Source organism: Bisbaumannia pacifica (assembly GCF_007989625.1).
Taxonomy (GTDB): domain Bacteria; phylum Pseudomonadota; class Gammaproteobacteria; order Pseudomonadales; family Halomonadaceae; genus Bisbaumannia; species Bisbaumannia pacifica.
The window spans coordinates 15,036-37,877 of record NZ_BJUK01000022.1; the positions used below are offsets into that span (position 1 = coordinate 15,036).

Genomic DNA, 22,842 nt, shown 5'->3' on the forward strand with positions numbered 1-22,842 from the left:
CCCGGTTATCAGCGACGGGATGGCCCAGGGCCATCCCGTCGCGCGTTTGGACACCCTGACACGCCTTTTTCGCAGGAGACGCCACCATGCCCTGGCTACAACTCAAGGCGCGAATCGCCCCGGAGCAGGCCGAGACCCTGGAGGAGCTGCTGCTCGCCGAGGGCGCCTCGGCCATCACCCTGCAGGATGCCCATGACGACCCGGTCTTCGAACCGGAGCGCGGCACCACCCCGCTATGGAACGAGACGGTATTGACCGGCCTGTATGACGACCTGGAAGGCATCGAGGCGATGCTCGAGCGGGTGCGCCAGGCCTGGAGCCTGGAGGTACCCGACGAGCCCTGCCCCGAGATCGAGTTCGAGCTGCTCGCCGACCGCGACTGGGAACGGGAGTGGATGGATGGCTTCACGCCGCTGAAGATGGGCCAGCGGCTGTGGATCGTGCCCAGCTGGCACGAGGCCCCGGAGCCCGAGGCGGTCAACCTGCTGCTCGATCCCGGCCTGGCCTTCGGTACCGGCACTCACCCCACCACGGCGCTGTGCCTGGAGTGGTTGGATGGCCTGGCGGTGGCCGGCGAGCTGGAGGCGAAGGCGATACTCGACGTGGGCTGCGGCTCCGGCATCCTGGCCATCGCCGCCCTCAGGCTGGGGGCCAACCGCGCCGTGGGCACCGATATCGACCCCCAGGCCCTGCAGGCCAGCCGCGACAATGCCGAGCGCAATGCCATCGCCGAGGCGCGCCTGACGCTCTGCTATCCGGAGCAGCTCGCCGAGGGGCCCTTCCCAGTGGTGGTGGCCAATATCCTCGCCGGCCCCCTGGTGGAGCTGTCGCCGACCATCGCCGGCCAGGTGGCCCCCGGCGGACGCCTGGTGCTCTCCGGGATCCTCGCCCAGCAGGCCGACGAGGTGCTCGACGCCTACGCCGCCCAGGGACTGGCAATGGAGCCGCCGGTGGAGCGGGAAGGCTGGGTACGCCTGGAAGGACGCCGGCCGACCTAGGCAAATCCCTTTTGCCACCTTCACCCGGGGGCGCCGGCTGGGTATCATAGGCCCCCCTTGAATCGAGCCCCCGGTTTTCATGCCCATGCCCCCACTCCCGCCCCTGCCCGCCATCGGCCCCCACCGGTTGACCGGCCGGGCGATCCTGGCGCCCATGGCCGGGGTCACCGACCGCCCCTTCCGCGCGCTGTGCCGGCGCCTGGGGGCGGGCCTGGTGGTGGGCGAGATGGTCACCTCGGATCCCAGCCTGTGGCATACCCGCAAGTCACGGCTGCGCATGGACCATCGCGGCGAGCCGGGGCCGCGCAGCGTGCAGATCGCCGGCGGCGACGCCGCCATGCTCGCCGAGGCGGCGCGACTCAATGCCGAGCGGGGCGCCGAGATCATCGATATCAACATGGGCTGCCCGGCCAAGAAGGTGTGCAATAAGGCCGCCGGGTCGGCGCTGCTGCGCGACGAGGCCCTGGTCGCGGAGATCCTCGAGGCGGTGGTCGCCGCGGTGGACGTCCCGGTGACCCTGAAGATCCGCACCGGCTGGTGCGCCGAGAGCAATAACGGGGTACGGGTCGCGCGGCTCGCCGAGGCCGCCGGCATCCGGGCCCTGGCGGTCCACGGCCGCCACCGCCAGCAGCGCTACCAGGGCCATGCCGAGTACGACACCATCGCCGAGATCAAGTCTCGCGTAACGATTCCGGTGTTCGCCAACGGCGATATCGACTCCGCCGCCAAGGCCGCCGAGGTTCTCGACTATACTGGGGCGGATGCGGTGATGGTGGGCCGCGGCGCCCAGGGCAACCCCTGGATCTTCCGCGAGATCGAGCACTACCTGGCGCACGGCCAGGAGGCGAGCCCACCCAGCGCCACCGAGCGCCAGCGACTGCTCGGCGAGCACCTCGATGCCTTGCATGACTTCTATGGTGAGGTGATGGGCGTGCGTATCGCCCGCAAGCATCTGGGTTGGTACCTGGAGCGCCACGAGTCCGAAGACGCCAAGGCCCTGAAGGCGGTCTTCAACCGCCTGGAGACACCGGGCGCCCAGCACCATTTCGTGAATGAACTCTTCGGCCGTCGAGACTTCCCCTCGCCGGCCGCCAATGGAACCAGTGCAGCATGACCAGCAGGCAAGCAACCACGCCCGACAATGCGACACGAGTGGATCAGGAACCCATGAGCTTCTCCGCCATCGACGGCCGCCCTGCCACGACAACGCCGCAGGCGCAGGCCCCCGAGCGCCCCCTGCGCGAGGCGGTGGACCTGGCGATGCGCCGCTACTTCGCCCACCTGGATGGCGAGTCGGTCACCGGCCTCTACGCCATGGTGATCGACGAGGTAGAGGCGCCGCTGCTGGCCGCGGTGATGGAGCACGTGGGCGGCAACCAGACCCGCGCCGCCGAACTGCTCGGCCTCAATCGCGGCACCCTGCGCAAGAAGCTCAAGCAGCACGCCCTGATCTGACCCTTTTTCCTGCGAAGGGAGCCCAATGCGGCTCCCTTCGCTCGTTTTCCAGCCAACTCCGAGAGTGCAAGTTCATGGCCCAATCCGCCTCCCCCTCCGCTCCCTCCACCCTGCCGGTGCGCCGCGCCCTGCTCAGCGTCTCCGACAAGACCGGCATCGTCGACTTCGCCCGCGGCCTGGCCGATCGCGGTGTGGCGTTGCTCTCCACCGGCGGCACCTTCAAGCTGCTGCGCGATAACCAGATTCCGGTGACCGAGGTGTCGGCCCACACCGGCTTCCCCGAGATCATGGACGGCCGGGTCAAGACCCTGCACCCCAAGATCCACGGCGGCATCCTGGGTCGCCGCGGCCAGGACGACGCGGTGATGGCGGAGCATGAGATCGATCCCATCGACATGGTGGTGGTCAACCTCTACCCCTTCGCCCAGACCGTGGCCAAGCCCGACTGCACCCTGGAGGACGCCATCGAGAACATCGATATCGGCGGCCCCACCATGGTCCGCGCCTGCGCCAAGAACCACGCCCACACCAGCATCCTGGTGGATGCCGGCGACTACGCCCGGGTGCTGGGCGATATGGACGCCAATGACGGCGCGGTGAGCCTCGCGACCCGCTTCGACCTGGCGGTGAAGGCCTTCGAACACACCGCCGGCTACGACGCCGCCATCGCCAACTACCTGGGCCAGCGCGTGGAGGGCGGCGAGGAAGGCTTCCCGCGCACCTACAGCGTGCAGTACCGCAAGAAGCAGGAAATGCGCTACGGCGAGAACCCCCACCAGCAGGCCGCCTTCTATGTCGAGGACGATGCCAGCGAACCCAGCGTGGCCACCGCCGAGAGCCTGCAGGGCAAGGCCCTCTCCTTCAATAACGTGGCCGACACCGACGCCGCCTTCGAGTGCGTCAAGGCCTTCGAGGAGCCGGCCTGCGTGATTGTCAAGCACGCCAACCCCTGTGGCGTGGCCCTCGGCGAGACGCCGCTGGCGGCCTACGAGAAGGCCTTCGCCACCGACCCCACCAGCGCCTTCGGCGGCATCATCGCCTTCAACCGGCCGCTGGACGCCGATACCGCCCGGGCCATCATCGACCGCCAGTTCGTCGAGGTGATCATCGCCCCCGGAGTGGCCGACGCCGCCCGCGAGATCGTCGCCGAGAAGCAGAACGTGCGCCTGCTCGACGTGGCCGCCCAGTGGGGCGCCGCCGCCCTCCCCGCCCATGACTTCAAGCGCGTCAACGGCGGCTTGCTGGTGCAGGATCGCGATCAGGGCATGGTCGGCCGCGACGACCTCCAGGTGGTGACCCAGCGCGCCCCCAGCGAGCAGGAGCTGCGCGACCTGATGTTCGCCTGGAAGGTGGCCAAGTTCGTCAAGTCCAACGCCATCGTCTACGTCAAGGAGGGCCAGACCATCGGCGTCGGCGCCGGCCAGATGAGTCGCGTCTATTCCGCCAAGATCGCCGGCATCAAGGCCGCCGACGAGGGCCTCTCGGTGCCCGGCTCGGTGATGGCCAGTGATGCCTTCTTCCCGTTCCGGGACGGCATCGATGCCGCCGCGGCGGCGGGCATCACCGCGGTGATCCAGCCTGGCGGCTCCATGCGCGACCAGGAGGTGATCGACGCCGCCAACGAGGCCGGCATCGCCATGGTCTTTACCGGCATGCGCCACTTCCGCCACTAAAGCGACAAGCTGGCTAGCCTAAATGACATCGCCCCCATGGCACGGCCATGGGGGCGATTTTATTGCCAGCCTTGGGCGGCTTGGCGCGTCGTGCGCCGGCGCTTAGCGGGGCGTGATCTCGGTGAAGTTCAGGGTGGCGCTGCGCAGGTCGCTGCTACCCCAGACCCCGACCCAGATGTTGTACATGCCGCTCTGCGCCTTGGGGAAGCTGACCATGGGGTCGAGCCCGATGGCGTCGTCGTTGCAGTACCAGCGACCGTCCGGGGCATTGATCACCAGGGTGGTATCGGTCTGCGACTCGACATAGATATGCAGCGGCAGGCTGCCCGCGTCGTAGTAGAGGTCGACGTCCGGGGCGCCGCCATGCACGTAACCGGCGCAGCCGCTGCCCAGGCTGGAGGTGACCTGGGTGCTGCCCCCGGCGGAGAGGCTGACCTGATGCGGGTCCGGCATAAAGCCGGAGCTCAGGCTGACCGAGCCATAGGTCGGGGTCGCCTGCCAGTTCAGATCATTGGCCTGGGCGCCGCTCACGCCGACCAGCATCAGACCCGCCCCGACCAGGGCGCCCATCCAGGCATGACGGCCTTGTTTCCCTTGAATCGCTACCATTCCATTCTCCCTTTAGCGCCCTGACTTGCGAGACGCTCCATGCTATTGCTTGATGCGTTATTATCGCGCCGGCTCCTGACCGGCGCCTGTGCCGACAATGGCCTTTACATGATTGATAAAAAAGCGCCGCGAGGCAAATCTTCTGAGGAAAATGTCGCCACTCGCTCAGGCCGAGGGCGCCTCGGTAGTCAATGACTCGAGCAGGGCCACTACCGCCTCGGGGGGCAACCGATACTCGTGCATCAAGGCCTCGAGACGCTCTTCGAAGCGCGCCTCGGCTTCCTGCTTGCGCTGGGACTGCGCCGAGGCAACCGGCGGCCCGGTGGGAATATCCAGGCGGTGGTCGGGGTCATCGAGTTGTTTCAAGGCCTCGGCGAAGGCGTCGTCGAGCTCACGAAACTTGCGCAGCTTCTCGCGCTCGTCCATGGCGTTGGCTTTCTTTTGCTGTTTCATTCGCGTCTATCGGTGACCGTCGGAAATTCGGAGTCCATGGCGCTGCAGTTTGCGCACCACACTGGGTTGGCTGATCCCCAGGCGCTTGGCCATGGCATAGGTACTGGGCAACTGTGCACAGAGTTCGGCCAGGATCTCGCGCTCGATGCGGGCGAGGCCTGCCTTGAGGCCTTCGTCGTCGGCGAGCCAGACCGCCCCGGGAACCGGGGAAGAAGCGTCGGCGCCTAGTATAGCGCCTTCCGGGGCCCGGCTGGAATGGCGCGGCGCCAGGCCCCGGGCCTCGATCATCTCCCCCGGCGCGGAGAGCCAGGCCCGCTCCAGCCAGTTCTCCAGCTCGCGTACGTTACCCGGCCAGTCGTGGCCCATCAATTCCTGCCAGACATGCGGCGCCAGCAGCTTGTCATGGCCATAGCGGCGATTGAGGCGCGCCAGCTGCAGCTCCACCAGCCCGGGAATGTCCTCGGGACGCTCGCGCAGCGGCGGCAGGGTCACCGGAATCACGTTGAGCCGGTAATAGAGGTCGAGACGAAACCGTCCCTCTTCGACCCGCCGTGCCAGGTCCTGGTTGGTGGCCACCACCAGGCGAAAGTCGACCCGCCGCGCTCGGGTATCGCCGAGGCGAGTCAGGCTGCCGTCCTGGATCACCTTGAGCAGCTTGGTCTGCATGGCCAGGGGCAGCTCGCCGATCTCGTCGAGGAAGAGGGTGCCACCCTGGGCCTGCTCCATCAGCCCCGCCTTGCCCTGGCGGGCGGCGCCGCTGAAGGCCCCCGGCTGATAGCCGAACATCTCCGACTCGAAGAGGCTCTCGGGAATGGCCCCGCAATTGACGTCGATAAAGGGCCCCTCGCGGCGGCGACTCCAGCGGTGCAGCTGGCGGGCGAAGGCGGTCTTGCCGACGCCGGATTCGCCCAGCATCAGCACGCTGGCATCGGTGGGAGCGACCCGCTTGAGCAGCAGGGCGATCTCGCGCATCAGCTCGCTGCGGATACGCAGCTCTCCCTGGGACTCATCCAGCGCCAGGTCATCGCCGAGGGAGGCCGCGGCGCTGCGCTTGAGGTGCTCGCTGAAGCGGCGCTGCAGCAGCTGGTACTCCTGCTGCAGCCACTGCAGATCGGTGAGGTCCATGGAGCGACTGATAATGCGCTCGAGGCGTCCCCCGACGAAGACCGGGTAGGCCTGGGCAATCACCCGGCGTCCGGTGCTGGTGGTCTGCATCACCTGGGCCGGCTGGCCGCTGCGCATCACCTCGAGGCTCACCGACGGCGTCAGGACGCCCTCCGCCTCGAGCCGCTGGACGGTGGTGGCGCACAGCGCCTCCCGGGACATGCCATAGACCGCCGCGGCGCCGGGACTGACGTCCAGTACCCGCCCCTCGCCGTCGACGATAAAGACATGGTCATTGGCATTCTCTACCAGGGTCGTCAGCACCCGGGCATCGATCTCGCTCATCCGCCCTCCCGATTCATTACTGTATCGACCATGCATTTTTGCATCACCGATCGCGTCTCAGCAATGTAAAAATGCATCACTTGGCTGGAAACCTTCGCGAAATCATGGGCGTAAAATCTGGCACGCTTTGTGCATTAGAGCCAGGGAAGCCACTGTTTGCGACCCATCGAGGAGTTTCCATGAGCGAGTTCAACCAGCCCCTGGGCGGCAACGAGATGCCCCGCTTCGGCGGCCCGGCCACCATGATGCGCCTGCCGACCCAGGCCGACGCCCGCGGCCTGGATGCGGCCTTTATCGGCGTGCCCCTGGATATCGGCACCTCCAATCGCCCCGGGGCCCGCCTGGGGCCCCGCCAGATCCGCGACGAGTCGCGCATGCTGCGCCCCTATAACATGGCCACTCGCGCCGCCCCCTTCGACAGCCTGCAGGTGGCGGATATCGGCGACGTGCCGGTCAACACCTTCAACCTGCCGAAGAACCTGGACATCATCGACGCCTTCTACCAGGAGGTGCTGAGCCACGGCGCCACGCCCCTGACCATGGGCGGCGATCACACCTTCACCCTGCCGATCCTGCGCGCCATCGCCCGCCGGCACGGCCCGGTGGGGCTGATCCATATCGATGCCCACGCCGACGTCAACGACCATATGTTCGGCGAATCCATCGCTCACGGCACGCCGATCCGTCGCGCCCAGGAGGAGGGCCTGCTGGACAGCCAGCGCGTGGTGCAGATCGGCCTGCGCGGCACCGGCTACGCCGCCGACGACTTCGACTGGTGTCGCCGCCAGGGCTTCCGGGTGGTCACCGCCGAGCAGTGCTGGCACAAGTCCCTGGAGCCGCTGATGGCCGAGGTCCGCGAGCAGATGGGCGACGGCCCCGTCTATATCAGCTTCGATATCGATGGCCTCGACCCCTCGGTGGCCCCGGGCACCGGCACCGTGGAGATGGCCGGCCTGACCGCGGCCCAGGGCCTGGAGATCGTACGCGGCGCCTGGGGCCTGAACGTGGTGGGCGGCGACCTGATGGAAGTGGCGCCGCCCTATGACCCGAGCGGCAACACCGCCCTGATGGGCGCCACCCTGCTCTACGAGATGCTCTGCGTGCTGCCCGGCGTGATGCGTCGCGACTGATTCCGGTCACCGGGGAGATCTCCCGGCCCGAGTGGCCTGCCAGAGGACGGCAGGCCATCCCCCCGGTGATCCACACCATCCACTAAAACAATCCATGGGGTAACCAACGATGTCCTCCACCCTCGACACCACCGCCACCGCCCGACCCGGCCTTGGCCGGCGCGGCCTGCTCAAGTTCCTGCTCCCCTCGCTGTTCGGGGTCGGCCTCTTCCTGATCCCCTTCTCGGCGGGCGATACCGTCAATATCGGCATGGGCCTGATGGCCAAGGGGCTCCAGGACCTGCTCGGCGACTGGCTACCGGCCATCGCCACCGCCGTGCTCTGCCTCTCGGTGGTGATCACCGGCCTGGTCAAGCTGACCCGCCCCGCCTGGGCCAGCCAGGGTATCTGGCAGGAGATGTTCGACGTGGGGCCCCTGTGGTTCGCGATGCGCCTCCTGGGGGCGGCCTTCGCCACCATGACCTACTTCCAGGTGGGCCCCGAGTTCGTGATCGCCGGCCATACCGGCGGCGTAATGCTCAATGACCTGGCTCCGGTACTGCTGACCTTCTTCTTCTTCGCCGCCCTGCTGCTGCCCTTCCTGGTCGATTTCGGCTTCATGGAATTTATCGGTAGCCTGGTGCGCAAGCCCTTCCGGGCGATCTTCCGCCTGCCCGGACGCAGTGCCATCGATGCCACCGCCTCCTGGATGGGCTCCGGCACCGTGGGGGTGCTGATCACCGCCCAGCAGTACGAGAAGGGCTTCTACAACCGTCGCGAGGCGGCGGTGATTGCCACCAACTTCTCCATCGTCTCCATCGCCTTCAGCCTGCTGATCACCAGCTTCGTCGACCTCGACCATATGTTCGTGCCCTTCTACCTGACGGTGGTGGTATCCGGGCTGATCGCCGCCATCGTGGTGCCGCGCCTGCCGCCGCTGTCGCGCAAGCCGGACACCTACTACGAGCCGGTGGGTTGCCAACTGGCCGAGAAGCACAGCGCCGGCATGGGCGTCTTCCGCTACAGCCTGACCCGCGCCGTGGAGCGCGCCGAGAAGGCCCCCGGCGCCCGCGAGCTGATCCGCAACGCCCTGTTCAATGTGGCGGACATCTTCCTGGCCCTGCTGCCCCTGGTGGTGGCCATCGGCACCCTGGCACTGATCCTCGCCGAGTTCACGCCGATCTTCACCTGGCTCTCCTATCCCATGGTGCCGGTGCTCGAGCTGCTGCGCATTCCCGAGGCCGAGGCCGCCGCCCCGGCGACCCTGGTGGGCTTCGCCGACATGTTCCTGCCGGCGGTGCTGGCCACCAGCATCGACAGCGAGCTGACCCGCTTCGTGGTGGCCTGCCTGTCGCTGACCCAGCTGATCTATATGTCGGAGATCGGTGCCCTGCTGCTCAAGTCGAAGATCCCCCTGTCGCTGTGGGAGCTGTTCGCGATCTTCCTGCTGCGCACCGCCATCACCCTGCCGATCATCGCCTTTATGGCGCACACCTTCTTCTTCTGAGATCGCGTCCCGGCCCGGCCTTATCCGGCCGGGCCCCGTGATACGAGGACTTTTCCATGACCTGTGCCGAACTCCTGATTCGCCTGCTCGGCGAGCGCTACGGCGTCGATACCCTCTTCGGTATCCCCGGGGTGCATACCGTCGAGCTCTACCGCGGCCTGGAAGGCCGCGATATCCGCCATGTCACCCCGCGCCACGAGCAGGGCGCCGGCTTCATGGCCGACGGCTATGCCCGCGCCACCGGCAAGCCCGGGGTCTGCCTGATCATCACCGGCCCCGGCATGACCAATATCGCCACCGCCATGGGCCAGGCGCTGGCCGACTCCATCCCCATGCTGGTGATCTCCAGCGTCAACCGCCGCGACACCCTGGGCCGCGGCCAGGGCCGGCTGCATGAACTGCCCAGCCAGCAGCAGTTGATGGCGGGGGTCTCGCGCTTTAGCCATACCCTACTCGACCCGAAGGCCCTGCCCGAGGTGCTGGCCCGGGCCTTCGCGGTCTTCGATGGCGAGCGCCCCGGTCCGGTACATCTCGAGATTCCCATCGACCTGTTCGCCGCCGAGGTGGCCGAGCCCGCCTCCTTTAGTCGGCCGCGGCTCTACCCGGCGGCCCCGGACGCCGAGGGCCTGGCCACCGCGGCCGGCTGGCTGAGGGAGGCCGAACGCCCCTTGGTGCTGCTGGGCGGCGGTTGCGTGGCCGCCCCCGAGGCGGCCCGCGAGCTGGTGAGCCGCCTGGATGCCCCCACCGCCACCACCATCAATGCCAAGGGACTCTTGGGCTGCGCCCACCCCTTGGACCTGGGCGCCAATACCGCCCTGCCCGCGGTGCGCGAGCTGGCCCGCCACGCCGACGTGATCCTGGCCATCGGCACCGAGCTCGGCGAGACCGACTACGACGTGGTCTTCGACGATGGCTTCGCACTCACCGGCCGGCTGATTCGCATCGACTTGGATGCCCAGCAGCTGGTGCGCAACCAGTCGCTCGCCCTCGGCCTGGTGGGCGATGCCGGGCGCGCCCTGGAGGGCCTGCTGGCTCATGTCGAGGCGCCGCTGTGCAAGGATGGCGCGGCCCGCGCCACCGCCGTGCGCGAGGCCCTGGCGCTGGACCAGGACCCGGCCCTAGCGCCCTTCGTGCCGCTCTGCGCCACCCTCGAGGCGGCCCTGCCCGAGGCACTATGGGTCGGCGACTCCACCGCCCCGGTGTATGCCGCCAACCACCTGCTGTCGCTGCCGCAGCCGCGGCGCTACTTCAACGCCTCCACCGGCTACGGCACCCTCGGCTACGGCCTGCCGGCGGCGCTCGGCGCCCAACTGGGCCGCCCCGAGCAGCCGGTGATCGCCCTGGTCGGCGACGGCGGGGTGATGTTCACCCTCTCGGAACTGGCCACCGCCGTGGAGGAGCGCCTGCCGGTGGTGATCCTGCTATGGCACAACGCCGGCTACGAGGAGATCCGCCGCTATATGGACGCCCATGGCGTGGCGCGACTCGGCGTGGATATCCAGGCCCCGGACTTCCAAACCCTGGCCCAGGGCTTCGGCTGCGCCGCCACCCGGGTCGGCGAGCCCCAGGCCCTGGCCCGGGCGCTGGCCGAGCGCCCCCTGGACGCGCCTCTCTTGATCGAAGTGGATGCTCATGCCTGGCAGCGGGCCCTGGACGCCTAAGGAGTCGCAATGCAAGTCCTCAACCAGCAATTTATCGATAACCACTGGGTGGCCTCCCGGGGCGAGCGGCGGCTACCGGTGGTCAATCCCACCACGGAGGAGACGCTCGCCGAGGTCACCGCCGGCCACCCGGACGACGTGGACGCCGCCGTGGCCGCGGCGCACCGCGCCCTGCCCGCCTGGCAGGCCTTGTCCGGGGCCGAGCGAGCCGCTTACCTGGAGGGCTTTGCCGAGGCCTTGAGCCGACGCCGCGACGCGCTGGTGCGCCTCTCCTCCACCAATAACGGTAAGGTGCTGGCGGAGGCCGGCATCGATCTGGACGATGCCATCGCCTGCTACCGCTACTACGCCGGGGAGGCGCGGCGCCTGGACGCGCGTCAGGGCCAGGTGGTGCCGTTGGAGATGGAGGGCGTCGAGGCGCGCTGCTACCACGATCCGGTGGGGGTGGTGGGACTGATCACCCCCTGGAACTTCCCCCTGGTGACCAGCGCCTGGAAGCTCGCCCCGGCACTGGCCGCCGGCTGCACCGCCGTGCTCAAGCCCTCGGAGGTGACCCCGCTTCCCGAGCGGGTACTGGCGGAGATCGCCCTCGAGGTGAAGCTGCCTGCGGGAGTGCTCAATCTGCTGCATGGCGACGGGGAGGGCATCGGGGCCCCCCTCGCCTCCCACCCCGGCATCGACAAGGTCTCCTTCACCGGCAGCAACCGGGTCGGCGAGGCGGTGATGCGCGCGGCCGCCGCCGGTACCAGGGGGGTCTCCCTGGAGCTGGGCGGCAAGTCGCCGATCCTGGTGATGGAGGACGCCGACCCGGAACAGGCCGCCGACTGGGTGATGGCGGGCATCTACTTCAATGCCGGCCAGATCTGCTCGGCCACCTCGCGGCTGCTGGTCCACCGGGACATCGCCGAGCCACTCTATGCGGCCCTGGCGAAGCGCATCGATGCCCTGGCGCTTGGCGATCCCCTGGTCGACGGCAGCGACATGGGGCCCCTGACCAGCGCCCGCCAGCGCGACGCCGTGCTCGGCTACCTGGCCATCGCCGACCAGGAGGGGCTGACCGCGGTGCGCGACGGTCGTCGCCGAGAGATGCCCACGCCGGGCTTCTTCCTGGCGCCGAGCCTCTACCGGGACGTGCCGGTGACGAGTCGCCTCTGGCAGGAGGAGATCTTCGGCCCGGTGCTCTGCGGGCGCAGCGTGGCCGACGACGAGGAGGCCATCACACTCGCCAATGCCAGCGACTTCGGCCTGGCCGCGACGGTGATCTGTCGCGACAAGGCGCGCGCCTCGGCCATCGCCCGGCGCCTGCAGTCCGGGACTACCTGGATCAATAGCGAACAGCTGGTATTACCGCAGACCAGTTGGGGCGGTTTCAAGCGTAGCGGTATTGGCCGCGAACTGGGGCCCTGGGGACTCGCCGCCTACCTGGAAGTCAAACACTGCCTGATACCGGCCTGAAGAGCGTTGCGATGCACGTTAGGTTGCCTGACGTGTCTGCCTTTGAGACCGCCACGGCGGTCTCTTTTTTATTCCGGGAACGCGGGCGCGCCATAACGAAATCGCCCCGCACGAGGCGGGGCGATACCTGACGGCAGTGGTCGCGGAAGACTTAGCCTTCGACGCGCACCAGCCAGGACTCCACGATATCGGCACCGTGGGCCTCTTTCCAGGCCTTGAGAGTCTTGTGGTTGCCGCCACGAGTTTCCACGACTTCCCCGGTGGTGGGGTTCTTGTAAATCTTCAGCTTACGCTTGCGACGCCCACCGGCGGCCGGGGCGCTGGCCGGAGCGGCGGCGGCCTTGGCGGCCGGCTTGGGATCGAGCAGTTCGATCACTTCCTTGGCGCTCTTGTTGAACTCCTGCATCAGGGCCTCGAGCTTCTCCTTGAACTCGAGTTCCGCCTTGAGACGCGGATCATTCTGCAGTTTGTCGAGCTGCTCCTGGAGTGCCTTGAGTTGCTGCTCCTGCTGGAGGTATTCGTTAATCAGGGACATGGTAGTTCCTTTATAGGAGTCGGTGACGGGATGTGCGGACATTAATACCGTAAATATCTCGCCTTGCCAAGGCTTGCTCTATTTTTTATAGCATAACCCTCGGCAACTTGGCCAAATAACCTCGCCCTGACATTAAACTTCTCCACACAAATAGCCAACTTCTCAGCGGCAGAGTCAAAGTATTACTTATTCCGGTACTCCGAGTGGCCGCCGACACGGGCCGCGCCGCGAGTGGCGAGTCGACGGCCCCCCGCGGTCCGCCACCTCGGGGGCATCGTGACGCTCGACAGCGGACAGTGTTAACCTGTCATTTTTTCAAGGTTAACAAAGAGGTCCTTATGCCTGCCTCGCCTCTCTGGCACCCCTATGCCCAGATGCAGACCCAGCCCACGCCGCCGATGGTCACCGGCGGCAGCGGCGCCCATTTCACCCTGGCCGGCGGCGAGCGCCTGCTGGATGCCACCTGCTCCTGGTGGTGCATGATCCACGGCTATGGTCATCCACGCCTGGTGGCCGCCATCCAGCAACAGGCCAACACCCTCTGCCACGTGATGCTCGGCGGCCTGACCCACGAGCCGGCCCAGCGGCTGGCCGAGGCGCTGGTGCGTATCACCCCGCCGGGCCTCGACCATGTGTTCTTCTCCGACAGCGGCTCGGTGGGCATGGAAGTGGCCATGAAGATGGCGGTGCAGTACCAGGTCCTGCGTGGCCGCCCCGAGAAACATCGCATGCTGTCGCTGATGCGTGCCTATCACGGCGATACCAGCGGCTGCATGGCGGTCTGCGACCCGGAAGAAGGCATGCATTCGCTGTTCGCCGGCTTCCTGCCCAGGCACCCCTTCGCGCCGGCGCCCAGTGCCCCCTACGATGCCCCCCGGGAGGCGGTAGATGCGGATATCCAGGCGCTGAGGGCGACCCTGGAGGCGCACCATCACGAGGTGGCGGCGCTGCTGATGGAGCCGCTGTTGCAGGCCGCCGGCGGCCTGAACATGACCTCGCCCCACTATCTGCGGGCCGCCCGGGAGCTGTGCGACGAGTTCGACGTGCTGCTGGTCTTCGACGAGGTGGCCACCGGCTTCGGGCGTACCGGGCGGATGTTCGCCGCCGACCATGCCGGGGTCACCCCGGATATCATGGTGCTCTCCAAGGGGCTGACCGGCGGCTACCTGGGCCACGCGGCGACCCTGGCCACCGGCCGCGTCTATGACGCCTTCCTCGGCGACGACCCGAACCACGCCTTTATGCATGGCCCCACCTTCATGGGCAATCCGCTCGCCTGCCGGGTCGCCCTGGAGAGCCTGGCGGTCTTCGAGGAGGAGGATTACCTGGGCAAGATCGCCGAGCTCAACGCCATCCTGCGCCGAGAACTGCTCGACGACGCGGCGCTCAACGCGCATCCGGCGGTCAATGAGGTACGCGTGCTGGGGGCCACGGCGGTGATCGAGGTCGAGGAGGCGGCGAGCCTCGACGGCGTCCAGGCCTTCGCCCGGGAACGCGGCGTCTGGCTGCGCCCCTTCGGTCGCTGGCTCTATACCATGCCGGCCTATATCACCACCCCCGAGGAGATGCGCCGCATCACCGCCGCCATGAAGGGCTGGTTTGAGGCGCGGTGATATAAATATTGTGGGAGTTCGGCTGCCCGGCGTACCGGTTCCCCGAACGATTGGGTGACGAAGTCGCCCCTGGGAGGGGCCAGGATCGCCCTTCGGGCGATATCGCGCGGAATCCGCGCTCCCACAAAAAGTTGGCCTCGATACGCTTAAAAGAGCCGATTCAGGCCATTCATGGCCGCCACTCGATAGGCCTCGGCCATGGTCGGGTAGTTGAAGGTGGTACTGACGAAGTACTTGAGGCTATTGGCCTCGCCCTTCTGCTGCATGATGGCCTGGCCGATATGCACGATCTCCGAGGCCTGATCGCCGAAGCAGTGGATGCCGAGGATCTCCAGCGTCTCGCGGTGGAAGAGGATCTTCAGCATGCCCACGGTATCGCCGGTGATCTGGGCGCGGGCGGTATCCTTGAAGAAGGCCTGGGCCACTTCATAGGGCACCCTGGCCTGGGTCAGCTCGCGTTCGGTCTTGCCCACCGAGCTGATCTCGGGAATGGTGTAGATGCCGGTGGGCACGTCCTCCACCATGCGGAAGGGCTCGTCGAGCAGGTCATCGCTGGCATTCTTGCCCTGATCGTAGGCGGCGCTGGCCAGGCTCGGCCAGCCGATCACGTCGCCCACCGCATAGATATGCGGAATCTCGGTGCGATAGTGCTCGTCCACGGTCAACTGACCGCGTCCATTGGCCTGCAGGCCGATGCTCTCCAGACCCAGCTCGTCGGTGTTACCGGTCCGACCGTTGGCCCACAGGAAAGCATCGGCGCGCAGCCGCTTGCCGGACTGCAGCTCCACCGTGACCCCGGCTTCGTCCCCTTCGACGCTGGCATAATCCTCGTTATGGCGCACCAGGACGCCGTGATGGCGCAGGTGATAGGAGAGGGCATCGGAGATCTCGTCGTCGAGGAAGGAGAGCAGGCGATCGCGGGTGTCGATCAGGTCCACCTTGACGCCTAGGCCGGAAAAGATGGAGGCGTATTCGCTGCCGATCACCCCGGCGCCGAAGATGATCAGGGTTCGCGGCGTATGGTTGAGACTGAGGATGGTATCGGAGCAGTAGATACGCGGATGGCGGAAGTCGATATCCGCCGGCCGATAGGGCCGCGAGCCGGTGGCGATCACGACCTTCTGGGCGTGAAGCTCCTCGATGCCCTCGTGGTCGTCACGCACCATCAGGGTGTGCTCATCCTTGAAACGCGCCACCCCGAAGTAGAGGTCGACCCGGTTGCGGGCATAGAAGTTGGTGCGCATCGCCACCTGCTGATCGATGGTGCGCTGGGAGCGGGCCAGTACCTTGGGAAAGGAGAACCAGCGCGGCTCGCCGATATCGCGGAACATGCGGTTAGTGTTGAACGCCATGATCTGACGGACCTGGTGGCGCAGCGCCTTGGAGGGGATGGTGCCGCGATGGGTGCAGTTGCCCCCCACCGCCGACTGCTTCTCCACCACCGCCACCCGCTTGCCATGCTTGGCGGCATTGATGGCGGCGCTCTCCCCCGCCGGGCCGGTACCAATCACCACCACGTCGTAGCTATGAACTGCCATGGGTCGTTGACTCTCCTAATTCCCTGATCTCTGTTTCGCTGCAAGGCAGGACCTTGCCCAACGCGGTGGCCCACAAAAGGCTTCCTTGTCGCTTACCGCTCGGGCAACGCCCGCTTAACGCTTGGTGGCGTCATAGCCCAGATCGGCGCCGCGACTTTCGTCGCTGCGGCGGCGGGCACCGGCCCGACGCTTGCGGTTCTCTTCCTCGCACACCTCGTCCTTGCCGCCGCAGATATCGCAGCCCTGCTTCAGGCCCAGCTGATTGAGCCCGCCACAGGAGCCGGCGATGGGCTTGCGCCCCAGGATCACGCCGATGGCCATGGCGGCCACCAGCAGCAGCATAAAGGCGAATACCAGTACCCAGATCATCATCGGGACTCTCCTTCGTTGATAATGCGGCCAGGGCCCAAGGCCCTGTCCCTGAGACTCCCATGGCGAACGGTCATTCCCCGTGCCGCGGGAGACCACTCGCTATCGATGGCGACCGAGGCGATCGCCATGGAGAGCGGGTGGCGCATCGACGATAGCCCGCAATGACAACGGGGCCGGCCCTCGTGGACCGGCCCCGCGTCGAGGGCCAGGCCCCCGCTTAACCGCCGAAGTCGTCGAGCAGGATGTTCTCGGGCTCGACGCCCAGATCCAGCAGCATCTTGATCACCGAGGCATTCATCATGGGCGGACCGCACATGTAGTACTCGCAGTCCTCCGGCGCCGGATGATCCTTGAGGTAGTTCTCGTAGAGGACGTTATGGATAAAGCCGGTGGGGCCCTCCCAGTTGTCCTCGGGGAGCGGATCGGAGAGCGCCAGGTGCCAGTCGAAGTTGTCGAACTCCTCGGCCAACTGATCGTACTCGTCGTTGTAGAAGGTCTCACGCCAGGAGCGCGCACCGTACCAGAACGAGATCTTGCGCTTGGACTTGAGGCGCTTGAGCTGGTCGAAGATATGGCTGCGCATCGGCGCCATACCGGCCCCGCCGCCGACGAAGACCATCTCGGCATCGGTATCCTTGGCGAAGAACTCGCCGAAGGGCCCCATCACGGTCACCTTGTCACCCGGCTTCATGCTGAAGACATAGGTGGACATGATGCCCGGCGGATGGTTGGTACCGGGAGGCGGCGTGGCGATCCGGATATTGAACTTGAGGATGCCCTTCTCTTCCGGATAGTTGGCCATGGAGTAGGCGCGGATGGTCTCTTCCGGGTTCTTGTGGGAGATCTTGAACAGATCGAACTTCTCCCAGTCCCCGCGGTACTCCTCCTCGATATCGAAGTCGGAGAACTTGATATCGTAGGGGGGGCAGACCAGCTGCACATAGCCACCGGCGCGGAAGTCGACGTTTTCGCCTTCGGGGAGCTTGAGGTTGAGCTCCTTGATAAAGGTGGCCACGTTGGGGTTCTCGATGACCTCGCATTCCCACTTCTTGACGCCGAAGACCTCCTCGGGCACCTCGATCTTCATGTCCTGCTTCACCGGCACCTGGCAGGAGAGGCGCCACCCCTCCTTCTTCTCGCGCATGGTGAAGTGGGACTCTTCGGTGGGCAGGATGGCGCCACCGCCCTCCTCCACGCGACACTTACACTGGGCGCAGGAGCCGCCGCCGCCACAGGCGGAAGAGAGGAAGATGCCGTTGGCGGCCAGGGTATTGAGCAGCTTGCCCCCGGCCTGGGTAGTCAGGGTGTGCTCGGGGTCACCGTTGACCTCGATGGTCACGTCCCCGGTGCTGACGAGCTTGCTGCGGGCCGCCAGAATGATCACGGTGAGGGCGATAACGATCACCGTGAACATGACGACGCCGAGCAAGATGACGGATGTATCAACCATGTCGGGTTCCTATTGGGTTTCGTTGCCTGATCGGTACACGACCATCCCGGTTACAGGGAGATGCCGGAGAAGGACATAAAGCCCAGCGACATCAATCCCACGGTGATGAAGGTGATGCCCAGACCCTGCAGGCCACCAGGCACGTCGCTGTACTTGAGCTTCTCGCGGATCCCGGCCAGGGCGGTAATGGCCAGGGCCCAGCCCACTCCGGAACCGAGGCCATAGACCACGGACTCGCCGAAGTTGTAGTTACGCTCGACCATGAACAGCACGCCACCGAGGATGGCGCAGTTCACGGTGATCAGCGGCAGGAACACGCCCAGGGCGTTGTAGAGGGCCGGCACGTACTTGTCGAGGAACATCTCGAGGATCTGCACCAGGGCGGCGATTACGCCGATATAGCTGAGCAGTCCCAGGAACGACAGGTCGATATTCTCGGCGCCGCTGATCCCGGTCCAGGCCAGCGCCCCCTCGGCCAGCAGGCCGTTGTAGATGACGTTGTTCACCGGCACGGAGATGGTCAGCACCACGATCACCGCGATGCCCAGGCCGAAGGCCGCCGAGACCTTCTTGGAGACCGCCAGGAAGGTACACATGCCCAGGAAGAACGCCAGGGCCAGGTTCTCGACGAAGACCGAGGCGACGAACAGGCTCAGATAATGTTCCATGTTACACGGCCTCCTTCGGTTCGGTGTTGTGCTTCATCTTGTACTCGTTCTCCTCCACCTGCTCCGGGTTGATCGAGCGCAACACCCAGATGATCAGGCCGATGATAAAGAACGCCGAGGGCGGCAGCAGCAGCAGGCCATTGGGCACGTACCAGCCGCCGTTCTGCACGGTCTCGAGCACGGTGAAACCGAACACGCTACCGGAGCCGAACAGCTCGCGGAAGAAGCCCACGGTCATCAGGATAAAGCCGTAACCGAGGCCGTTGCCGAGGCCGTCGAGGAAGGAGAGTCCCGGGCTGTTCTGCATGGCGAAGCCTTCCGCCCGGCCCATCACGATGCAGTTGGTGATGATCAGGCCGACGAACACCGAGAGCTGCTTGGACATCTCGTAGGCGTACGCCTTGAGGATCTGATCCACCACGATCACCAGGGAGGCGATGATGGTCATCTGCACGATGATGCGGATGGCGGACGGGATATGGTTGCGGATCAGTGATACGAAGAGGTTGGAGAAGGCGGTAACGAACATCACCGCACAGGTCATCACCAGCGATACGCTCATGCTGGTGGTCACCGCCAGGGCCGAACAGATCCCCAGCACCTGCAGGGCGATGGGATTGTTCTTGAATACCGGCGTCGTGATGACGCCCTTGGGAGTTGCATCCGCCATGATCAGACTCCTTCCGCTTCGGGTTCGACGTCGGCGCGCTCGGCGTCGTCCTGGGCCACGCCGCTACGGAACCGCGCCAGGTAGTTGCCGAAGCCTTCCGGGCTCAGCCAGAACTGCAGCATGTTGGTCACGCCATTGCTGGTCAGGGTGGCACCGGAGAGCGCATCGATCTCGTTCTCGCCGCTGGCCCCGCCCTTGGTCAGGTGGATGGCCGGCTCCAGGCTATCGCCATCGGCGAAGACCTCCTTGCCTTCCCACTGGGCCTGCCAGCGCGGATTGTTCACCTCGGCACCCAGCCCCGGGGTCTCGGCATGCTCGTAGTAGGTGATGCCGACGATGGTGTTGCCGTCACCCTCCACGGAGAGGAAGCCGCGCATCAGGCCCCACAGCCCCTGGCCGCGAATCGGCAGGATGATCTGCTCCGGGTTCTCCGGGTCACCGACCAGATAGACGGTGGCGAAGTTCTCGACCCGAGTCAGGCCGGCCGGGTCCCGCTCGCCGGAGAGGGTCCGCGAGGCCGCCGGATCGCGACGCGCTTCGAAGCCGTCGTAGGTCGCCGGGTCGTGGGTCGGCGAGTAATCGCCGCTGCGCAGGTCGACGACCCGCGGGGTGACCTCGCCGAAGGCCGCCTCCACATCCATGCCGGGCTCGTAGAGATTGGCCACGTTGAGGATGTTGGTCTTGCGATCCAGCTCCTGGTTGAGCTGCTGCTGAGGACGCAGGGCCACCGCCGCGGTGGAGACGATCACCGAGCAGACGATGCAGAGGGCGAAGGCCACGCCCAGGATCTTCTTGATGGAATTGTTACCTTGTGCCATCAGGCAGTCTCCTCGGCCGTGGCGCCGGTGCGCTTAAGACGACGCTTGATATTGGCCTGGACAAAGAAATGGTCGATCAGCGGGGCGAACAGGTTGGCGAAGAGGATCGCCAGCATGATGCCCTCGGGGAAGGCCGGGTTGACCACGCGGATCAGCACGGTCATCACGCCGATCAGCGCGCCGAACAGCAGGCGCCCCTGATTGGTCATGGAGGCGGACACCGGATCGGTGGCCATGAACACCATGCCGAAGGCGAAGCCGCCCACCACCAGGTGCCAGTACCAGGGCATGGCGAACATGGGGTTGGTGTCGGAGCCGATCAGGTTGAAGAGCGCGCTGGTCGCTACCATGCCGAGGAAGACCCCGAGCATTATCCGCCAGGAGGCGATCTTGGTCCACAGCAGCACCGCCGCGCCGATCAGGATGGCCAGGGTCGAGACCTCACCCACCGAGCCGGGAATAAAGCCGATAAAGGCATCCCACCAGCTGTACTGGCTGGACAGGGCCGCCATGCCATCCTGGAAGGCGATGGACAGCGCGGTCGCGCCGGTGAAGCCATCGGCCGCCACCCATACCGCGTCACCGGAGATCTGCGCCGGGTAGGCGAAGTAGAGGAAGGCACGGCCGGTCAGCGCCGGGTTGAGGAAGTTCTTGCCGGTGCCACCGAAGATCTCCTTGCCGATCACCACGCCGAAGGTGATGCCGAGCGCCACCTGCCACAGCGGGATGGTGGCCGGCAGGATCAGGGCGAAGAGCACCGAGGTGACGAAGAAGCCCTCGTTGACCTCGTGGCCGCGCTTGATGGCGAAGAGCACTTCCCAGAAGCCGCCCACCGCGAAGTTCACCAGGTAGATGGGCAGGAAGTAGGTCGCCCCGAGCACCAGGTTGGACCACCAGCTGCTGGCATCGTGACCGCCGGCCAGGGTCATCAGGATGGCCTCGCGCCAGCCGCCCATGGAGGCATAGCCGTCGGCGATGGCCAGGTTGGCCTGCCAGCCCGCCGACCACATGCCGAAGAACATGGCCGGGAAGGTACACAGCCAGACGGTGATCATGATGCGCTTGAGGTCGATGCCGTCGCGCACATGAGCGGTGGTCTTGGCCACGCTGGGCGGGGAGTAGAAGATGGTGTCCACCGCTTCGAAGAGCGGATAGTACTTCTCGTACTTGCCGCCCTTGTGGAAGTGCGGCTCGAGGTTATCGAGTGTCTGTCGGATACCCATCATCAAGCCTCTTTCTCGATCGTGGTGAGGTTATCGCGCAGGATGGGACCGTACTCGTACTTGCCCGGGCACACATAGGTGCACAGGGCCAGGTCCTCTTCGTCCAGCTCCAGACAACCCAGCTGCATGCCGACTTCGATATCGCCGACGATCAGCGTGCGCAGCAGTTGCGTGGGCAGGATATCCAGCGGCATCACCTGCTCGTAGGCACCCACCGGCACCATGGCCCGCTCGGAACCGTTGGTGGAGGTGGTCGGCGCATAGTCCTTGAGTCCCAGGATCTTGGACACATAGATGCCCATCACCGAGTGGCGGTTGGCCCCCGGCGACATCCAGCCCATGAAGGCGCGCTTGTTGCCCTCCTCGAGGAGGCTGACCTGGTGGTGGAAACGCCCCAGATAACGCAACTTGCCCTCGGCGGTGAAGCCGGAGAACACCGAACCGGAGATCACGCGGGTGCTATCGGCATCGATAACTTCACCGGCGAGAAGTTCCTCGGTGCTGGCCCCGACCCGGGTGCGCAGCAGGCGTGGATTCTCGGCGCGGGGGCCCGCCACGGCGACGACCCGAGCGGTGTCGAGCTTGCCTTCCACGAACAGCTTGCCGAAGGCGATGACGTCCTGATAGCCGATATGCCAGACCTGCTTGTGCAGACCCACCGGCGACAGGTAATGGATATGGGTCCCGACCAGGCCCGCCGGATGGGGGCCACGGAAGCTCTCCACCCGCACGCCGTCGACATCGCCGCCGGGCACCTGGGCATCGGGGGCGGTGCACAGGTAGACCTTGCCTTCGGTCAGCCGCGTCAGCACCCTGAGGCCCTGCTCGAAGGCCTCCGGCTGCTCATTGATAATCAGCGCCGGATCCGCACTCAGCGGATGGGTATCGATGGCGGTGACGAAGATATCCGCGGGGGTCGCGTCGAGGGCCGGCGTCCGCGAGAAGGGCCGGGTGCGCAGCGCCGTCCACAGGCCGGCGCCATTGAGCTGCTCCACGACCGCCTGGCGATCCAGCCGCTCCAGGGCATCGGCCCCGTGCGCGGTAAAGGTTTCGGATTCTTCGCTGCCCTCGTCGACCTTGATCACCACCGACAGCAGGCGCCGCTTCTCGCCGCGATTGATGGCAACCACCTCACCGGCCGCCGGCGCGGTAAAGCGAATGCCGTCGATCTTCTTGTCGGTAAAGAGCAGCTGGCCCAGCTTGACTCTGTCCCCCTCCCGGACCTCCATGGTCGGCTTCATGCCAACGTAGTCGGTACCCAGGACAGCCACGTGACGTACCGGGCGCGCATCTTCGATGCGCTGCTCGGGCGCCCCCGTGATGGGGAGATCCAGGCCTCGTTTGACTTCGATCATAGTCTCGCCCAGTTTCGGATCTGATGTTCAAGAAAGGGGTTCGGCAGACGCGCACGACACCGGATAGCCTGGCATTGTGCCCCACCCGGTTCTAGCCACGGCTTACGATTTTCTTTCTTATCAGAAGGTTAGCAGTTCGGCCCGAACGTGGCAGGCCGTCCCAAAAACGCGAGCATTATAAAGAGATACGCGACGAAAGGCCACATGGCCTAAGTCGCAAATAGGCGCCAT

The 22,842-nt window shown here is 66.1% G+C and carries 21 protein-coding genes; 9 read left to right on the forward strand and 12 right to left on the reverse strand.

Features of this window, described 5'->3' with window-relative positions; genetic code table 11:
• Positions 1-86 precede the first annotated feature (86 nt).
• The 4 genes from prmA to purH all read left to right on the forward strand — a co-directional run bounded on the left by prmA (position 87) and on the right by purH (position 4,126).
• Entirely contained in the window at positions 87-998 is a 912-nt protein-coding gene (gene prmA, locus HPA02_RS10555; RefSeq protein WP_146803156.1) for a 50S ribosomal protein L11 methyltransferase, read from the forward strand.
• An 85-nt stretch (positions 999-1,083) separates the two neighbouring features.
• A complete protein-coding gene (gene dusB, locus HPA02_RS10560) occupies positions 1,084-2,112 on the forward strand; it encodes a tRNA dihydrouridine synthase DusB (RefSeq protein WP_146803157.1) in 1,029 nt (342 codons plus the stop codon).
• Positions 2,109-2,453 carry a DNA-binding transcriptional regulator Fis gene (gene fis / locus HPA02_RS10565; RefSeq protein ID WP_146803158.1) on the forward strand — a complete coding sequence of 115 codons (345 nt, stop codon included), beginning with the start codon at positions 2,109-2,111 and terminating at the stop codon, positions 2,451-2,453. The genes dusB and fis overlap by 4 nt, the downstream gene beginning before the upstream one ends.
• A 74-nt stretch (positions 2,454-2,527) precedes the next feature.
• Complete coding sequence (gene purH / locus HPA02_RS10570; protein ID WP_146803159.1) at positions 2,528-4,126, forward strand: bifunctional phosphoribosylaminoimidazolecarboxamide formyltransferase/IMP cyclohydrolase; 1,599 nt, start codon at positions 2,528-2,530, stop codon at positions 4,124-4,126.
• 102 nt (positions 4,127-4,228) lie between these two features.
• Here purH and HPA02_RS10575 read toward each other — a convergent pair whose 3' ends face one another.
• From HPA02_RS10575 to HPA02_RS10585, 3 genes are all read right to left on the reverse strand, one after another.
• Positions 4,229-4,735, reverse strand: a complete 507-nt coding sequence (locus HPA02_RS10575) for a hypothetical protein (protein ID WP_222593992.1) — start codon at positions 4,733-4,735, stop codon at positions 4,229-4,231.
• A gap of 165 nt (positions 4,736-4,900) precedes the next feature.
• A complete protein-coding gene (locus HPA02_RS10580) occupies positions 4,901-5,188 on the reverse strand; it encodes a hypothetical protein (RefSeq protein WP_244945907.1) in 288 nt (95 codons plus the stop codon).
• A gap of 6 nt (positions 5,189-5,194) precedes the next feature.
• Positions 5,195-6,637: a sigma-54 interaction domain-containing protein gene (locus HPA02_RS10585; RefSeq protein WP_146803160.1), complete on the reverse strand. Its 1,443-nt coding sequence runs from the start codon at positions 6,635-6,637 to the stop codon at positions 5,195-5,197.
• Positions 6,638-6,816: 179 nt separating this feature from the next.
• Here HPA02_RS10585 and speB point away from each other — a divergent pair, with 179 nt between their 5' ends.
• The 4 genes from speB (at position 6,817) to HPA02_RS10605 (ending at position 12,369) form a co-directional block, all read left to right on the forward strand.
• A complete protein-coding gene (gene speB / locus HPA02_RS10590; protein WP_146803161.1) occupies positions 6,817-7,767 on the forward strand; it encodes an agmatinase in 951 nt (316 codons plus the stop codon).
• 109 nt (positions 7,768-7,876) lie between these two features.
• Complete coding sequence (locus tag HPA02_RS10595) at positions 7,877-9,253, forward strand: YjiH family protein (protein WP_146803162.1); 1,377 nt, start codon at positions 7,877-7,879, stop codon at positions 9,251-9,253.
• A gap of 56 nt (positions 9,254-9,309) precedes the next feature.
• The gene (locus tag HPA02_RS10600) at positions 9,310-10,914 is read left to right on the forward strand and encodes a 5-guanidino-2-oxopentanoate decarboxylase (RefSeq protein ID WP_146803163.1); all 1,605 of its coding nucleotides are present in this window, start codon (positions 9,310-9,312) and stop codon (positions 10,912-10,914) included.
• 9 nt (positions 10,915-10,923) lie between these two features.
• Entirely contained in the window at positions 10,924-12,369 is a 1,446-nt protein-coding gene (locus HPA02_RS10605; protein WP_146803164.1) for an aldehyde dehydrogenase family protein, read from the forward strand.
• A gap of 151 nt (positions 12,370-12,520) precedes the next feature.
• On the opposite strand, the gene HPA02_RS10610 is transcribed toward HPA02_RS10605, so the two are convergent.
• Positions 12,521-12,904 carry a histone-like nucleoid-structuring protein, MvaT/MvaU family gene (locus HPA02_RS10610; protein WP_146803165.1) on the reverse strand — a complete coding sequence of 128 codons (384 nt, stop codon included), beginning with the start codon at positions 12,902-12,904 and terminating at the stop codon, positions 12,521-12,523.
• A gap of 338 nt (positions 12,905-13,242) precedes the next feature.
• On the opposite strand from HPA02_RS10610, the gene bioA reads away from it, so the two are divergent.
• Positions 13,243-14,517, forward strand: coding sequence for an adenosylmethionine--8-amino-7-oxononanoate transaminase (bioA, locus tag HPA02_RS10615; RefSeq protein ID WP_146803166.1), 1,275 nt, complete (start codon positions 13,243-13,245; stop codon positions 14,515-14,517).
• Positions 14,518-14,663: 146 nt separating this feature from the next.
• Here the strand turns inward: bioA and sthA are convergent, their stop codons facing one another.
• The 8 genes from sthA to HPA02_RS10655 all read right to left on the reverse strand — a co-directional run bounded on the left by sthA (position 14,664) and on the right by HPA02_RS10655 (position 22,611).
• Positions 14,664-16,055 carry a Si-specific NAD(P)(+) transhydrogenase gene (sthA, locus tag HPA02_RS10620; protein WP_146803167.1) on the reverse strand — a complete coding sequence of 464 codons (1,392 nt, stop codon included), beginning with the start codon at positions 16,053-16,055 and terminating at the stop codon, positions 14,664-14,666.
• 114 nt (positions 16,056-16,169) lie between these two features.
• A complete protein-coding gene (gene nqrM / locus HPA02_RS10625) occupies positions 16,170-16,427 on the reverse strand; it encodes a (Na+)-NQR maturation NqrM (RefSeq protein WP_146803168.1) in 258 nt (85 codons plus the stop codon).
• A gap of 217 nt (positions 16,428-16,644) precedes the next feature.
• Positions 16,645-17,877: an NADH:ubiquinone reductase (Na(+)-transporting) subunit F gene (gene nqrF, locus HPA02_RS10630; RefSeq protein WP_146803169.1), complete on the reverse strand. Its 1,233-nt coding sequence runs from the start codon at positions 17,875-17,877 to the stop codon at positions 16,645-16,647.
• A 50-nt stretch (positions 17,878-17,927) separates the two neighbouring features.
• Positions 17,928-18,545 carry an NADH:ubiquinone reductase (Na(+)-transporting) subunit E gene (gene nqrE / locus HPA02_RS10635; RefSeq protein WP_146803170.1) on the reverse strand — a complete coding sequence of 206 codons (618 nt, stop codon included), beginning with the start codon at positions 18,543-18,545 and terminating at the stop codon, positions 17,928-17,930.
• A gap of 1 nt (position 18,546) precedes the next feature.
• A complete protein-coding gene (locus tag HPA02_RS10640) occupies positions 18,547-19,215 on the reverse strand; it encodes an NADH:ubiquinone reductase (Na(+)-transporting) subunit D (RefSeq protein ID WP_146803171.1) in 669 nt (222 codons plus the stop codon).
• A gap of 2 nt (positions 19,216-19,217) precedes the next feature.
• A complete protein-coding gene (locus HPA02_RS10645) occupies positions 19,218-20,033 on the reverse strand; it encodes a Na(+)-translocating NADH-quinone reductase subunit C (RefSeq protein WP_146803172.1) in 816 nt (271 codons plus the stop codon).
• Positions 20,033-21,259 carry an NADH:ubiquinone reductase (Na(+)-transporting) subunit B gene (locus tag HPA02_RS10650; protein ID WP_146803173.1) on the reverse strand — a complete coding sequence of 409 codons (1,227 nt, stop codon included), beginning with the start codon at positions 21,257-21,259 and terminating at the stop codon, positions 20,033-20,035. The genes HPA02_RS10645 and HPA02_RS10650 overlap by 1 nt, the downstream gene beginning before the upstream one ends.
• Positions 21,259-22,611 carry a Na(+)-translocating NADH-quinone reductase subunit A gene (locus tag HPA02_RS10655; RefSeq protein WP_146803174.1) on the reverse strand — a complete coding sequence of 451 codons (1,353 nt, stop codon included), beginning with the start codon at positions 22,609-22,611 and terminating at the stop codon, positions 21,259-21,261. The genes HPA02_RS10650 and HPA02_RS10655 overlap by 1 nt, the downstream gene beginning before the upstream one ends.
• Positions 22,612-22,842 lie beyond the last annotated feature (231 nt).

Excerpts from the sequence above, each read along its gene's own strand:
- prmA (WP_146803156.1), top strand. The coding sequence starts at position 87 with ATGCCCTGGCTACAACTCAAGGCGCGAATCGCCCCGGAGCAGGCCGAG.
- dusB (WP_146803157.1), top strand. The coding sequence starts at position 1,084 with ATGCCCCCACTCCCGCCCCTGCCCGCCATCGGCCCCCACCGGTTGACC.
- fis (WP_146803158.1), top strand. The coding sequence starts at position 2,109 with ATGACCAGCAGGCAAGCAACCACGCCCGACAATGCGACACGAGTGGAT.
- purH (WP_146803159.1), top strand. The coding sequence starts at position 2,528 with ATGGCCCAATCCGCCTCCCCCTCCGCTCCCTCCACCCTGCCGGTGCGC.
- HPA02_RS10575 (WP_222593992.1), bottom strand. The coding sequence starts at position 4,735 with ATGGTAGCGATTCAAGGGAAACAAGGCCGTCATGCCTGGATGGGCGCC.
- HPA02_RS10580 (WP_244945907.1), bottom strand. The coding sequence starts at position 5,188 with ATGAAACAGCAAAAGAAAGCCAACGCCATGGACGAGCGCGAGAAGCTG.
- HPA02_RS10585 (WP_146803160.1), bottom strand. The coding sequence starts at position 6,637 with ATGAGCGAGATCGATGCCCGGGTGCTGACGACCCTGGTAGAGAATGCC.
- speB (WP_146803161.1), top strand. The coding sequence starts at position 6,817 with ATGAGCGAGTTCAACCAGCCCCTGGGCGGCAACGAGATGCCCCGCTTC.
- HPA02_RS10595 (WP_146803162.1), top strand. The coding sequence starts at position 7,877 with ATGTCCTCCACCCTCGACACCACCGCCACCGCCCGACCCGGCCTTGGC.
- HPA02_RS10600 (WP_146803163.1), top strand. The coding sequence starts at position 9,310 with ATGACCTGTGCCGAACTCCTGATTCGCCTGCTCGGCGAGCGCTACGGC.
- HPA02_RS10605 (WP_146803164.1), top strand. The coding sequence starts at position 10,924 with ATGCAAGTCCTCAACCAGCAATTTATCGATAACCACTGGGTGGCCTCC.
- HPA02_RS10610 (WP_146803165.1), bottom strand. The coding sequence starts at position 12,904 with ATGTCCCTGATTAACGAATACCTCCAGCAGGAGCAGCAACTCAAGGCA.
- bioA (WP_146803166.1), top strand. The coding sequence starts at position 13,243 with ATGCCTGCCTCGCCTCTCTGGCACCCCTATGCCCAGATGCAGACCCAG.
- sthA (WP_146803167.1), bottom strand. The coding sequence starts at position 16,055 with ATGGCAGTTCATAGCTACGACGTGGTGGTGATTGGTACCGGCCCGGCG.
- nqrM (WP_146803168.1), bottom strand. The coding sequence starts at position 16,427 with ATGATGATCTGGGTACTGGTATTCGCCTTTATGCTGCTGCTGGTGGCC.
- nqrF (WP_146803169.1), bottom strand. The coding sequence starts at position 17,877 with ATGGTTGATACATCCGTCATCTTGCTCGGCGTCGTCATGTTCACGGTG.
- nqrE (WP_146803170.1), bottom strand. The coding sequence starts at position 18,545 with ATGGAACATTATCTGAGCCTGTTCGTCGCCTCGGTCTTCGTCGAGAAC.
- HPA02_RS10640 (WP_146803171.1), bottom strand. The coding sequence starts at position 19,215 with ATGGCGGATGCAACTCCCAAGGGCGTCATCACGACGCCGGTATTCAAG.
- HPA02_RS10645 (WP_146803172.1), bottom strand. The coding sequence starts at position 20,033 with ATGGCACAAGGTAACAATTCCATCAAGAAGATCCTGGGCGTGGCCTTC.
- HPA02_RS10650 (WP_146803173.1), bottom strand. The coding sequence starts at position 21,259 with ATGATGGGTATCCGACAGACACTCGATAACCTCGAGCCGCACTTCCAC.
- HPA02_RS10655 (WP_146803174.1), bottom strand. The coding sequence starts at position 22,611 with ATGATCGAAGTCAAACGAGGCCTGGATCTCCCCATCACGGGGGCGCCC.